This window comes from Streptomyces sp. NPDC052114 (genome assembly GCF_040680155.1).
Classification (GTDB): domain Bacteria; phylum Actinomycetota; class Actinomycetes; order Streptomycetales; family Streptomycetaceae; genus Streptomyces.
On sequence record NZ_JBFAWC010000002.1, the window covers coordinates 702,647 to 715,600 of the forward strand.

Below are 12,954 nucleotides of genomic sequence, written 5' to 3' on the forward strand. Positions count from 1 at the left end.
GCGGCCTCGCGCGACCACGACCGCACGAGGCCGCCCCGGCGGCAGCGGGGTTACTTCTCCCAGCCCACCGTCTCCGGCAGGGGGTTGTGGAAGATGGTCGCGCCCACGTTGGCCAGGCCCTTCTTCACGCTGTACGTCGACGGGCCGCTGAACAGCGGCAGCCGGGCGTAGTCCTGGAGGGCCTTCTGCTCGACCTTGTTCGCCGCCGCGGCCTGCTTGTCCAGGTCGGCGATGTCCGCCGTGGCGCGGATCTCCTTGTCGAGCTCCGGGGACCCGGCACCCGTCAGGTTGGAGTCACGGTCCGAGCAGTACATCTCGCACAGGTAGCGGGCCCCGTAGGGATCCATGGAGCGGTTGCCCGAGAGGAACAGGTCGAACTTCCGCTCGCTGAGGATGCTGGAGAAGTCCGCCTCGTCGGCCTTCTTGATGTTCAGGCGGATACCGACCGGCTTGAGCATCGCGGCGAAGGCTCCCGCCGTGGCCTTGTCCAGCGGGTCGTCGCCCAGGATCGTGTAGCCGATCTCGAGCTTCTTGCCGCCCTTCTCCCGGATCCCGTCGCTCCCGGGCTTCCAGCCCGCCGCGTCGAGTCCCTTCTTCGCCTCGTCGGGGTCGTACTTCAGGACGGCGGCGACGTTGTCCTCGTAGTCCTTCTGGAAGCTGTAGAGCAGACCGGAGCCGGGCAGCGGCTCCTTGTAGTCCAGGCCCTGGAACTGGATCCGCGCGATCTGGGTGCGGTCGATGCTCTCCTGGATCGCCTTGCGCACCGCCTTGTCCCCGAGGAGCGACGACTTGGTGTTGAAGTTGAGGGCGTACCCGAACGGGCTGCCGCCGCTGCGGATCTCGGTGCCCTTGAGCCCCTTCACCTGCTTGAGGCTCTCGGCGTCGACCGCGGAGACGTAGTCGAGCTGACCGTTCTTGAAGGCGTTGATCGCCGCGGTCGACTCCAGGTTCACGTAGACGCGCTTGTCGAGCTTGCCCTTCTTGCCCCACCACTTCGGGTTCCGGACGAAGGTGATGTTGCCGGAGTGGGTGTCCCACTTGCCGACCGTGTACGGCCCCGCGCCCCATTCGGGGTGCGCCTTCTTCACGTACGCCTTGTTGAAGTTGTCGACCTTCGCCGCCTTCGGGTGCAGGAACGTGGTGAACAGGCTCGGCCACGAGGCGTTGACGCCCCTGAAGGTGATGACGGCCTGCTTGTCGTCCTTGCCCCGCGCGACCTCGGTGATCTGGTCGTAGCCGTCCGTGGTGGAGGCCGCGTAGTCCTTGTCCGAGCCGTTGTTGGCCTTCCAGGTGGCCTTGATCGCGGTCCAGTCGATCGGCGTTCCGTCGTTGAAGGCGGCCTTCTTGTTGATCGTCAGGACGACCTTCTGGTCGCCGCCCTCGACGGACACCTTCACGTCGCTGAAGTAGTCCGGGTTGTACTGCACCTCACCGGTCGGCGAGAAGGTGATCGCGTCCGCGTTGTACCAGCCCCACACCCGGGACGCCGTCAGCGTGGCGTTGACGTTGAACGGGTTGCCCTGATCGTCGAACGTACCCACCGTCGTGTACGTGCCGCCGTCCTTGAGCTTGTCGTACGGCGTCGGGTTGTAGTCGGCGGCTCCCGAAGCGGCGGACGGCGTGTTCTTCGCGTCCGAGCCCGCGCCGCCGTCACCGGACGAGGACTGGCACGCGGTGGCGGTGACGGAGATGGCTGCTATGAGGGCGACGGGCAGGGCCAGTCTTGCGCGCATGGGAGTGGGTCCTTGAGTCGAAGGTGTGACGTGGAGTGGGAGTGGGTGGTCCATGGGGGGCCGTGGGAGGCCCTAACGGCGGGGCGCCGGTCACGCCGCGTGGCAGGCGTACGCGTGGCCCGGCTGCCCCGGCGCCGACCTCGGCGCGGGGCGCTCCGTGCGGCAGCGCTCGCGTACGTCCTCGTCGGCGAGGCGGTACAACGGGCAGCGGTCGATGAACACGCAGCCGCTCGGCAGGGCCGTGGCGCCCGGCTGTTCGCCCTTCAGGACGATCCGTTCGCGGGTGCGTTCACGCTCCGGGTCGGGGAGGGGAATCGCCGACAGGAGTGCCCGGGTGTAGGGGTGCTTCGGGTCGGCGAAGAGCGTCTCCGTGTCGCCGGTCTCGACGATGTGCCCCAGGTACATCACCGCGATGCGGTCGCAGACGTAGCGGACCACGGCGAGGTCGTGCGCGACCATGAGATAGGCGAGCCCCAGCTCATGCTTGAGCCGGACCAGCAGGTTGATCACCCCGGCCTGCACCGATACGTCCAGGGCGGAGAGCGGCTCGTCGAGGGCGAGCAGTTTCGGGTCCGTGGCCAGGGCGCGGGCGATGCCGATGCGCTGGCGCTGGCCTCCCGAGAGCGCGGCCGGGAAGCGGGTGCTCACCGAGGAGTCGAGACCGACGAGCTCCAGCAGTTCGTGGACGCGGGACCGGATCGCGTCACGGTCCCGGCCCACGGCCCGCAGGGGTTCGGCGAGCAGCTGGTACACGGGCAGCCGCGGGTCCAGGGCGCCCAGCGGGTCCTGCATCACGATCTGTACGTCGTGCCGCAGGGTGCGCGCACGCTCGCCGGAACCGGCCGGGGTGCCGTGGGCGGCGGTCGGCCCGGATGCCGGTGACGCCCCGGCCTTCCCTCCCGCCGCCGCGCCGATCTCCGTCCCCGCGATCTCGATCCTGCCGCCCTCCGGCTGCCGCAGCCGCAGGATCTCCATCAGCGTCGTCGTCTTGCCGCTGCCCGACTCGCCCACCAGGCCCAGGGTCTCTCCGGCACGCAGCTCGAAGCTGACCCCGTTGACCGCGTGCAGCGTGCCGACCCGGCGCTTGATGAACGCGCCCTTGGTGACCGGGAAGGTCTTGACGAGGTCCTCGACGCGCAGCACCACGTCGCCCCGCTCGGGGCGATCGGCGGCCGCCTCCCGGTCGACCGGCGCGGCACCTCCGGTCGGGTCCAGGGTCCCGGCGGCGATCTCCGCGGCGCGCAGGCAGGCCACGTCCCCGTGCCCCGTGACCTCGCGCAGCTCCGGTTCCTCGGAGCCGCAGGCGTCGAGCGCGACGGCGCACCGGCTCGCGAAGGGGCAGCCGTCGGGGAGGCCCGACAGGGCGGGCGGCTCCCCGCCGATCGGGACGAGAGGCCGACGGACCCCGCCGTCCACGGTCGGCACCGCCGCAAGCAGCCGCGCGGTGTACGGCATCGTCGGCCGGCGGAACAGCGCGTGCACGTCCGTCTTCTCCACGAAGCGGCCCGCGTACATGACGGCGACGTCGTCCGCGTGGCCGGCCACGACACCGAGGTCATGGGTGATCAGGACGAGCCCGGCGCCCGTCTCCCGCTGCGCGAGCCGCAGGACATCGAGGACCTGCGCCTGCACGGTGACGTCGAGCGCGGTGGTGGGCTCGTCGGCCACCAGCACGCTCGGCCGGTTGGCGATCGCCATGGCGATGACCACGCGCTGGCGCATGCCGCCGGAGAACTCGTGGGGGAAGGCCGAGGCCCGGTTGCGGGGGTCGGGGATGCCGACGAGGTCGAGCAGTTCGACGGCCTGCTCCCAGGCCGCCTTCTTGCTCAGGTCCTGGTGGACCCGCAGCGCGTCGGACAGCAGTCTGCCCACGGAGAAGATGGGGGTGAGCGCGGACAGGGGGTCCTGGAAGACCATGCCGATGGACTTGCCCCGTACCCGCGACAGCGCCCGGTCGTCGAGTCCGACCAGGTCCTGGTCGCCGAGCCGGACCTGGCCGCGCAGGTCGGCCGTGGGCGGCAGCAGGCCCATGATGCCCATCGCGGTGGCGGACTTGCCCGATCCCGACTCGCCGACGATGCCGAGGGTGCGGCCCGGCAGCAGGTCGAAGCTGACGCCGCGCACCGCCTCGACGGGCCCGGTCTCGGAGGGGAAGGAGATCCGCAGGTCCCGTACGGAGAGCACGGGGGTCGCGCCGGCGGGGGAGACCGCGTCGCGCAGGGGGGTGGTGAGTGTCATCGTCGGCCTCCCGCCGCGCCGGTCACAGAGGTGGGGTCGAGGGCGTCGCGCAGTCCGTCGCCGATGAAGGTCATCGACACGGTGAGCAGGACGACGAGGCCCGCGGGAAAGGCGAAGAGCCAGGGGGCACTGGTGACCGTGGTCGCCCCGTCGGCGAGCATCGTGCCGAGGGAGACGTCCGGGGTCTGCACGCCGAACCCGAGGAACGACAGGGCGGTCTCGCTGAGCACGGTCGCCACGACGCCGAGCGTCAGGTTGACGATGAGCAGGGAGCCGAGGTTGGGGATGATGTGGCGCAGGATGATGCGCAGCGGGCGGACGCCCATGAACTCCGCCGCCTTCACGTAGTCCCGCTCGCGCAGCGAGGTCGAGACGGACCAGATGACCCGGGCGGTGGACATCCAGCCGAACACGGTCAGCACGACGATGAGGACGCGCCAGTCACCGGCCAGCCGGTTGGAGACCAGGGCGAGGATGAGGAAGGAGGGCACGATCAGCAGGAAGTGGATGACGGCGAGCGTCAGCCGCTCCACCCGGCCGCCGAAGTACGCGGCGCTCGACCCGATGACCGCGGCGACGACGATCGTCAGGACGGACACGCTCACGGCGATCACCAGCGAGCGCTGGAGTCCGTGCACCGCACTGGCGTAGATGTCGTTGCCGCCCTGGTTGGTGCCGAACCAGTGCGCCTCGCTCGGCGGCTGGGTGAGGGCGGCGAAGTCGGCGTCGGTGTGGGTGTAGGGCGTGAACAGGCCGCCGAAGAGGCTGAACAGCACGAGCAGCGCGAAGATCACGACGCCGGCGACGGCGAGGCGGTTGCGCAGGAAGCGTCGCAGATAGAGCCGGCCGCGGCCGAGGTCACTGCGGGGCCGGACGGGTTCGGTCGCTGTCGCCATGTCAGTTCACCCGCACTCTCGGGTCGAGGAAGACCGTGGCGATGTCCGCGAGGATCGCGCCGATCGCGGTGAGCACCGCGGCGAACGCGGCCGTCGCGACCGCTCCGTGCACGTCGTTCTTGCTGATGGTCTGGATGAAGTAGCGGCCCATGCCGTTCCAGCCGAAGATCGTCTCGGTGATGACGGCTCCGGTGAAGATGGCGGGCACGCTGAACGCCACGGAGGCCGCCGTCGGGATCAGCGCGGCCCGCAGGGCGTGCCTGCGGACGGCCTGGCTGCGGGTGAGTCCGGTGGCCTGGGCCGTGCGCACGAAGTCGGCGTTGATCGTGTCGAGCAGCAGTGAACGCTGTGTCAGGTGGTAGCCCACGTAGCCCATCAGCGTCAGGGTGAGCGTCGGCAGGATCAGATGGAGGAGGCGGTCGCCGATCGTCGGGAGCAGCCCCTCGACGTTGGGGGAGTTCTCCCCGGCGACGTAGAGGAAGTCCATCCCGGCGTGCTGGTTGAGCCAGATGGCGACGAAGACCACGGCGAGCGCCGCCACGGACGTCGGGACGTTGAACACCGCGATGGAGACGGCCTGCGAGACGCGGTCGGCCAGGCCGTACTGGCGCGCGGCGGTGTAGACGGCGAGCGCGACACCGATCACGACGGACAGGACGGTCGCGATGACGACCAACTCGGCGCTGACGAGGGCGCGGTAGCCCACTTCGCCGTTGACGGAGACACCGGTGGGCGACTTGCCCCAGTCGAAGTCGAGGGTCACCGAGGTGAGCCAGTTCCACCACCGCTGCACCACCGGCACGCCGGGGTCGAGGTTGTAGGGCGCGAGGGCCCGGCCGATCTGCTCATCGGTACGGACGGGCCGCAGCTCCTTGAAGTTCGACCGCGGGTCCAGAAACCAACTGGCCAGGAAATACGTGGCGTTGGTCGCGACCACGATCATCAGGAGCCAGCCGGCCGCTTTACGCATCACATAGCGCACGGCGCGGACCGCCCCCTCACCACACACGTGGGACGCGCCGGAACGGCGCCGGAGAGACAGGTCGAGTACATGTGTGGTGGAGCTTTCTACGGGCGTGTGGGTACGGAACGGCGCCACGGAAGGGGCGAATGTCAGCTTGGTCCGTACCTAGGCGGCCACACCAGGGTTTGGCCGGTTCTGCCACGAGGCCGCAATGTTGCCGCAGGAAACGCAATGTTGTCGTAGCAGAATGATCTCCGATATGGCGCAAAGCGGTCTATCGGCGACAGGGGTCCCGCCCGGCCGATGAGGGTGGCGCACCGGCCCGGGTCACGCCGGATCGTGGACCGCGTCAGCGGGGGTGATCCGCAGGCTCAGCGCCGCCTGGCCGGTGCGCCGTCCCGGCAGCTCGATCCGGGTGCCGTGCGGGGTGGCCGTCCAGGGCGGCCTGCCCGCCCCCTCCGTCCCGAGCAGGGAGATGTCCGCCCCCTTGTCGAGGCGTACGTCGATCTCGACGGCGTCATTGCGGGGCGTGCCGAGCACGATCGCGTGGACGGCTTCCGCGGTCCGGGTGAAGCGGATCGGCATTCCCTCCGACGTCAGCCCGGCGGACCGGTGCCAGGGGCGGGTCCCGCGGATCGCCGCGTGGTTGGCGTCCAGCCACCTGCCGAGTGCGAGGAGGCGCTGTTCCTGCGCGGCCGGGATCTCGCCCGCCCCGGTGGGACCGACGTTGATCAGCAGGTTGCCGCCGGAGGCGACGATGTCGATGAAGAGATGAATCAACTCCGTGGCGCCGAGGTAACTGTCGTCGTCCTCCAGCCGGTTGTAACCGAAGGAGGTGCCGATGCCCCGGCAGGCCTCCCACTTGCGGTCGGCGGGCCCGTTCGTTCGGGCGTACTCGAGGGTGACGAAGTCGGCGCGCAGGGCCCCGGCCTCCTGGCGCGCCGTGTCGAACCGGTCGTTGACGACGCCGTCCGGGACCAGTTCCTCGTACGTGCGGAACAGGGCGTCCGCGTCGGGGTTGGGCAGGAACCCGTAGTCGTTCCACAGGACGCTGGGCCGGTAGCGGGTGATCAGTTCCCGCCAGTGGGCGTCGGTGTAGGCGGCGTACTCCTTGCCCTGGGGCATGGCCGCGACGAGGCTCTCGCCGTCCGTGATCGGGATGCCGCCGAACGTCCAGTCCATGCCCTCGCAGTAGTACGTGCCGAAGCGGATCCCGCGCTCCCGGACCGCGTCGGCCAGCTCGCCGACGACGTCGCGCGGCGCCTGCCAGCGCTTCTTGCGCGGATTGGGGTGTGCGCTCGGCCACAGCAGGAAGCCGTCCTCGGTCTTGGTGGTGAGGACGACGTATCCGGCTCCCGCCCGCTCGAACAGCTCGGCCCACGGCCGCGGGTCCCAGCGACGGATCGAGGCCGTGCGGAACCGCTCGACGAAGTCGTCGTAGGGCCGCTCGCCGTAGTGCTCCTTGTGGAAGCGGGCGGTCTCGCTGCCCGGCACGGCCATCGTGTTCTGGTACATCTCCGCGTAGGGCAGCGTCCGCCAGACCTGCTCCTGCTGCCACTTGGGCGGCTCGGCGCCGCCTTGGCCGGGGCGCGCGTCGCCGAGCAGGTGCACGGGGGCGAAGGCGGGGATGGCGGCGGCGTTCCAGTGGATGAAGACGCCCAGCTTGACCTCGTCGAACCAGGACGGGACGGGCCCGGCGCCGGGGGCGCCCTTCTCGCGCGGTCCGGCCGTCGTCGCGGGATCCGGTGCGACTCCGTGTGCCTGCGCCTCCTGGGCCGTGCCGAGTACCGCGGACCCGACGGCGCCCGCGGTCGCCGCGCCGAGGAGTCTGCGACGACTGAGCCCCGTCCCACCGTGTCCGTTCGTGGCTGAAACCATGACCGATCCCCTCGCTCGACGCGGACCGCGCGGCGGTGCGCGGCAGCGATAGGGACGCTGCCACCCCCGGACGAGTTGACCGAACGGACACGCCTGTCGCGCCCCGGCCGGCGGATGGCCGGGTTGCCGCCACCGGGCGGCTCCCGCGGAGCGGGGCAGCCCGCCGCCGACCCCGGTGACCCGCCGCACTATGTTGGTCGGATGCAGCCACAACAGGGCCCCACCGCCTCTCCTCGACCAGCCGCCGCGCCCACGCGTGAGCGCAGCCGTACGACAGCCGCGGCCGTGTGGCTGGTCGTGGGCCTCGTCGTCGGGGCCGGGGCGGTCGGGGCGGCGTGGGCGCTGAACGGTGACGGCACGACGGGGGAGGGGTCGACCGCGGCCGGCGACGCGCGTGCCGCCTGCCAGGCGCTCGACGGGTTCGACGAGGCGCGGTACACGGCGAAGGGGTCGGCCGGCGACATCGCCGTGAACCGGTACGCGGCGGCCGGGGCGTTCGCCGCGTCGGCCGCGGCGGGCGACGCGCGGTACAAGCCGCTCGCCCAGGCGATACGCCGCTCGCAGGACCGCCACGCCCGGGTCTTCGAGTTCGACGCCGCGGCGAAGAAGGACCTGGACGAGGCCCGCGGGATCTGCCGGGATCTGTAGCGCTGGGGGGTCCTCACGCCCGAGGGGCGGTCTCCACGAGACCGCCCCTGGCCGTTGTCCTGTCCCGCTGGACCACTACGCCGCCGCCGAAACCTCCGCGGCCGCCACGACCTTCGGGCCCGTCGCGGCCGGGTAGTCGGTGTAGCCCTCCACGCCGCCTCCGTACAGGTGCTCCGTGGGCGGCCCGGCGAGCGGCGTGCCGTCGGCCAGCCGGGCGGGCAGGTCCGGGTTCGTGATGAACAGACGGCCGAGGGCGACCACGTCCGCGTGTCCGTCCCGCACCAGCCGTGCCCCCGCCTCCGGGCTGCTCGGCGCCGGGCCGTTCGTGTTGGCGACGAGCGTGCCCGACCAGCGCGTCCGCAGGTCCGCGATGGCGTCGTACGCCCCGTTCTCGAGGACGTGGAGGTAGGCCAGGCCCAGCGGGTCGAGCGCGTCGACCAGGGCGCGGTACGTGGTGCGCGCGTCGGCCTCGGCGAGCTGGTTCTCGGCGTTGTCCGGCGAGACGCGCAGCCCCACGCGGTCCGCGCCGACCTCCGACACGACCGCCTCGACCACCTCCACGGCGAACCGCAGGCGGCCCGTGAGGGAGCCGCCGTACTCGTCGGTGCGCAGGTTGGTGTTCTCCGCGATGAACTGCTGGATGAGGTAGCCGTTCGCCCCGTGGATCTCCACCCCGTCGAAGCCCGCCTCGATGGCACGGCGAGCGGCGGCCGCGAAGTCCCGCACCGTCCGGGCCACTTCGGCGGTGGTGAGTGCGCGCGGCGTGACGTGGTCGAGCAGCCCGTCCCGCGTGAAGATCTGCTTGCCCTCGATGGCGACGGCCGACGGGGCCACCGGCAGCTCGCCGTCCGGCAGCGACACCGGGTGCGTCATCCGGCCCACGTGCCACAGCTGCGCGAAGACCGTGCCGCCCTCGGCGTGCACCGCTTCCGTCACCTCGCGCCACCCGCGCACCTGCGCGTCGGTCACCAGGCCCGGGATGCCGGGGCCGCCCTTGGCGAGCGCGTTGACGTACACCCCCTCCGTGATCAGCAGCCCGGCTCCGGCGCGCTGCCGGTAGTACGTGGCCGTGTGCGGGCCCGGCACCCCCGTGGCGTCGTCGGCGCGGCCCCGTGTCATGGGGGCCATCGCCACCCGGTTCGCCAGCTGGAGCCGTCCTGCCCGATAGGGCTCCAGCAACTCCCGCATCTCCACGCCCTCTTCTTCCGGCATTCCCGTGTTCCCCACCCGTCCCGTCACGGCGTCGGCACTCATGCGGCGCCGCGGTCCAGTGCGATGACCTCGACCTCGATCTGCCAGTCCGGCTGCGCCAGCGAGACGACCTCGACGAGGGTGTCGGCGGGGTAGGGCTCGGCGAGGAACTCGCCGCGCAGCGTGATCACGTGCGGCAGGTTCGCCGCCATGTCCCGCACGAAGATCCCGACCTTCACCACGTCCGCGAAGGTCAGCCCGGCCGCCTCAAGGACCCGGGCGACGTTGCGGAACGCCTGCCGCCCCTGCTCCAGGAACCCGCCCTCGACGGTCGTGCCGTCCTCCTCGAAGCCCGCCTGGCCCGACACGTACACGAAGCCACCGGCCCGCACGGCCTGCGATATCCGGTACGGCGCGTACCAGTCCGGCGTGGTGGCGATCTTCTCGACGGACCGCTCGGCGACGGTGTTCTCGTTGCTGGACATGTGTCTCCCCTGACTCGGCGGGGTCCGGAGGACCGGTCCCGCACGACTGCGTTACGAAACGTTCCGTAACGCCTCGGAAGCTAGAGCAGTCCCGGACGCCTTGTCAAAACGAAACGTAACGTCACGCCAGAGGTAGGGTGATCGCATGACCCCCGACCCGAACAGCGAGCGCCGCAGCGAGCGCGCCCGCCGAGCGATTCTCGACGCGGCATTCGACCTGGTGAGCCGCAAGGGCTTCGCGAAGGTGACCATCGAGGCCATCGCCGCCCAGGCCGGCGTGGGGAAGCCCACGATCTACCGCTGGTGGCGCTCCAAGGGTGCGGTGGTGCTGGAGGCGATGAACGAAGTGATCGGCGACGACGTCGGCTTCCCGGACACCGGCGACATCGCCGCCGACCTCACGACCCAGATCACTGCGGTGACCGATCTGATCACCGGCAGGATCGGCGAGGTCTACAAGGGGGTCCTCAGCGAGGCCCAGAACGACCCCACGCTGATGAAGGCGTTCCGCGAAGCGGTCCTCGATCCCAGCATCGCGGAGTGCCGGGCCCGCCTGGACTCCGCCGTCGCCGCCGGGCAACTCCGCTCGGACGTGCCCACCGACGTGATGGTCGATCTCTTCTACGCGCCGATCCACTACCGGTACTTCCTGGGCTTCGGCGTCGACGAGGTCAGGCGCAGCGCCGAGCTCGTCCCGGACGTCCTGCTCGGGCTGCGCCCCCGGCCGGACGCGGGGTGAACGCCGAGCGGCCGCCCGGCGGCAGCGGCGTCACCCAGGGCCTCGCCAGGGATTCGGCGATGAGCCGCCAGATCTCCGCGGCCGGCAGCTCGTCGGTGCAGGTCGCGGCGTCGGTGACGCGCTCGGCCTCCAGGAGCGCCGTTACCAGGGGGATCAGGGCCTGGACCCTTACGTGGGCGGGGAGTTGTCCGTCCTTCGCCAGTTCGTGGGCCCGCGTCGCGGTGTCGACCGCCTGGGCGATGTCGCCCATGTTCCTTACGCAGCGGGAGAGTTCCGCGAGGGCCCTGGCCTGAAGCTCGGGCAGTCCGGTCGCCGTGCCGAGGGCGACGAGTTCGTCGAGGCACGGCCGCTGTTCGGCATACTTCTGGCGCCGCTTGCGCCACTCGGAGACCTGCCAGAGCGCCTGCCGGCGCACCAGCGGGTCCTCGCCCTCCGAGCCCTTCAGGGCCTCGCTGAGCGTTTCGCCCGCCTCGTCCTGCCCGAGGCCCGTGGCCGGCGTCAGGCTTCGCGCGAGCGAGGTGCCGTGGACTGCGTGAGCTCGGCCGGGCTGATGCCCAACTGCGCGGCCAGGTGCGCGGCCACCCGCTCGGTGGGCTGGCGTGCGCCGGACTCCAGGCGGGACAGATGGCCCGCGGACATGCCCTCGCCGGCCAGCGCGGCGAGCGTCAGGCCGCGCTCGGTGGACTACTCCTTCGAGGCCGCCGTGCGTGACGTCGAAGCCGTCCTCGCGGCCAGGGGCGTGGACCGGGCGCTGGTGGTGGGCTGGTCCTACGGAGCGTTCGTCGGGGCGCACTGGGCCGCCCGGAATCCGGAGCGGGCCGTGGGCGCGGTCCTGGTCGACGGCGCGCAGCCGTACGACTGGCTGGACGAGGCCATGGAGGAGCGGATCCGCAAGCAGTTCCGCCGGATGAGCTGGTTCATGCCGCTGCTGCGTCCCACGGGCCTGACCCCGCGGATGAACGCCGCACAGACGGCGGAGAGCAACATCGAGCTCGGCAGACTCGCCCGGGTGCGCGAACTGGCCCCCGTCCTCGACGGGATCACCGTCCCGACGCGGTACGTGGTCGCCTCGGGGACCTCCCTGGGGAGCCGCGGTGACGAGCAGGAGCGGATCCGCGCGGGCCTCGCCGCGGTGGCCGCCCGCAACCCGCACATCGAGATCAGCGCGAAGGTCCCCAGCAACCACGGCGCGATCCTCAAGGAGGACTTCGCCGCGGTCGCCGCTGCCGTGCGCGAGGCCGTCGGGCCCGGAGCGGCGTGAGCGTGCGGAGCGGGAGGCGGGCGGTCGCCTCACCGGCCCGCACCGGGCCGACTCGACCACCGCGTAGAGGGGGCAGCGTGAAGGCCCGCGCCATTTATCACGGCGACATGCCCGTCGGCACGCCGCCCTTGTCCCGGAGCGGGACGAGCGGTGGCATCCGGACATGCGGCCGACGGGTCAGTGGCGAGCTCGCCCTGCGCCTTCAGGGCGACAAAGAGTTGAATCAGTACGAACGGACTACTCGTTCCGGCCCAGCCGGAACGCTCGGAGGGGCGGGATGTCCCCACCGTCGTCACAGCGGGTCGCCGGGAGTTCGCGGCGTCGGTCAGGCAGACCTCATCAGATCGACCGGCGCCGCGCGTTGCCCGGTCACCCGAAGTCACCGAACCAGCGGCCTCTCGGGTGGCCGAAAAATCAACCCGAATTCCGGTCCCTGATCCACCGGCCATCACGACGACCGGTCGCATGACCATGGCTCGATAGCATCCTTGACCACGGTGAAACGTGACAGCGAGTCTATTCGAGGGCCAAAGGCTCAGAAACGTACTCCAGTTTCATGTTCCACTCGCGTATGGAGGTTCCATGGACATCGAGATGAACACCGAGATGGACGCCGACCTCGGCGAACTTGAGGTACTCGAAATGGACGAACTGCAGGTCAGCGGTTCTTCCACGGCCTACAACTACATCGCCAAGAACGCGGACCGTTCCTCGGACATCACGGCGGGCTGACCGGCCCTGCCGAGTCGCTCCATGAGGAGCTCACAAGATCTCCCGCGCGCTCCGGCGTCCCGCGTGCTGCCGGCCCGCCGGACCTTGTGAGCTCCTTCGGCCCTGCCCCCGGCCCCGGATTCCGCGGCGTCGACCGATACCGACTTCCAGCACCTCGCGCACCCGGTCGGCTCCACCGTCCGGATCAGG

The 12,954-nt window shown here is 71.0% G+C and carries 13 protein-coding genes; 4 read left to right on the plus strand and 9 right to left on the minus strand.

What is annotated here, in order from left to right; genetic code table 11:
• Positions 1-50: 50 nt before the first annotated feature.
• The 5 genes from AB0L89_RS06685 to AB0L89_RS06705 form a co-directional block, all read right to left on the minus strand.
• Positions 51-1,733 (minus strand): ABC transporter family substrate-binding protein, encoded by a 1,683-nt coding sequence (locus AB0L89_RS06685; protein ID WP_365135349.1) that lies wholly within the window; start codon positions 1,731-1,733, stop codon positions 51-53.
• A 90-nt stretch (positions 1,734-1,823) separates the two neighbouring features.
• On the minus strand, positions 1,824-3,971 hold the full coding sequence (locus AB0L89_RS06690; RefSeq protein WP_365135352.1) for an ABC transporter ATP-binding protein: 2,148 nt from the start codon (positions 3,969-3,971) through the stop codon (positions 1,824-1,826).
• Positions 3,968-4,867 carry an ABC transporter permease gene (locus AB0L89_RS06695; protein WP_365135355.1) on the minus strand — a complete coding sequence of 300 codons (900 nt, stop codon included), beginning with the start codon at positions 4,865-4,867 and terminating at the stop codon, positions 3,968-3,970. The genes AB0L89_RS06690 and AB0L89_RS06695 overlap by 4 nt, the downstream gene beginning before the upstream one ends.
• 1 nt (position 4,868) lies before the next feature.
• Positions 4,869-5,837, minus strand: coding sequence for an ABC transporter permease (locus AB0L89_RS06700; RefSeq protein WP_365135358.1), 969 nt, complete (start codon positions 5,835-5,837; stop codon positions 4,869-4,871).
• A 321-nt stretch (positions 5,838-6,158) separates the two neighbouring features.
• Positions 6,159-7,709, minus strand: coding sequence for an alpha-L-fucosidase (locus tag AB0L89_RS06705; RefSeq protein ID WP_365135361.1), 1,551 nt, complete (start codon positions 7,707-7,709; stop codon positions 6,159-6,161).
• 201 nt (positions 7,710-7,910) lie between these two features.
• Between AB0L89_RS06705 and AB0L89_RS06710 the strand changes: the two genes are divergently transcribed.
• Positions 7,911-8,357 (plus strand): hypothetical protein, encoded by a 447-nt coding sequence (locus tag AB0L89_RS06710; protein WP_365135364.1) that lies wholly within the window; start codon positions 7,911-7,913, stop codon positions 8,355-8,357.
• 75 nt (positions 8,358-8,432) lie between these two features.
• Here AB0L89_RS06710 and AB0L89_RS06715 read toward each other — a convergent pair whose 3' ends face one another.
• Both AB0L89_RS06715 and AB0L89_RS06720 read right to left on the minus strand, forming a co-directional pair.
• The gene (locus AB0L89_RS06715; RefSeq protein WP_365135367.1) at positions 8,433-9,569 is read right to left on the minus strand and encodes an alkene reductase; all 1,137 of its coding nucleotides are present in this window, start codon (positions 9,567-9,569) and stop codon (positions 8,433-8,435) included.
• 38 nt (positions 9,570-9,607) lie between these two features.
• Positions 9,608-10,033: a RidA family protein gene (locus tag AB0L89_RS06720; RefSeq protein WP_365135370.1), complete on the minus strand. Its 426-nt coding sequence runs from the start codon at positions 10,031-10,033 to the stop codon at positions 9,608-9,610.
• A 145-nt stretch (positions 10,034-10,178) separates the two neighbouring features.
• On the opposite strand from AB0L89_RS06720, the gene AB0L89_RS06725 reads away from it, so the two are divergent.
• Positions 10,179-10,772 (plus strand): TetR/AcrR family transcriptional regulator, encoded by a 594-nt coding sequence (locus AB0L89_RS06725; protein WP_365135373.1) that lies wholly within the window; start codon positions 10,179-10,181, stop codon positions 10,770-10,772.
• Here the strand turns inward: AB0L89_RS06725 and AB0L89_RS06730 are convergent.
• Together AB0L89_RS06730 and AB0L89_RS06735 are read right to left on the minus strand one after the other, a co-directional pair.
• Positions 10,705-11,187, minus strand: a complete 483-nt coding sequence (locus AB0L89_RS06730; protein WP_365135376.1) for a hypothetical protein — start codon at positions 11,185-11,187, stop codon at positions 10,705-10,707. The two genes, AB0L89_RS06725 and AB0L89_RS06730, sit on opposite strands and share 68 nt — an antisense overlap.
• An 83-nt stretch (positions 11,188-11,270) precedes the next feature.
• Positions 11,271-11,411 carry a helix-turn-helix transcriptional regulator gene (locus tag AB0L89_RS06735; RefSeq protein WP_365135379.1) on the minus strand — a complete coding sequence of 47 codons (141 nt, stop codon included), beginning with the start codon at positions 11,409-11,411 and terminating at the stop codon, positions 11,271-11,273.
• Here AB0L89_RS06735 and AB0L89_RS06740 point away from each other — a divergent pair.
• Together AB0L89_RS06740 and AB0L89_RS06745 are read left to right on the plus strand one after the other, a co-directional pair.
• A complete protein-coding gene (locus tag AB0L89_RS06740) occupies positions 11,410-12,033 on the plus strand; it encodes an alpha/beta fold hydrolase (protein WP_365135382.1) in 624 nt (207 codons plus the stop codon). The genes AB0L89_RS06735 and AB0L89_RS06740 overlap by 2 nt on opposite strands.
• 582 nt (positions 12,034-12,615) lie before the next feature.
• Entirely contained in the window at positions 12,616-12,765 is a 150-nt protein-coding gene (locus AB0L89_RS06745) for a hypothetical protein (protein ID WP_365135385.1), read from the plus strand.
• The last annotated feature ends 189 nt before the right edge of the window (positions 12,766-12,954 follow it).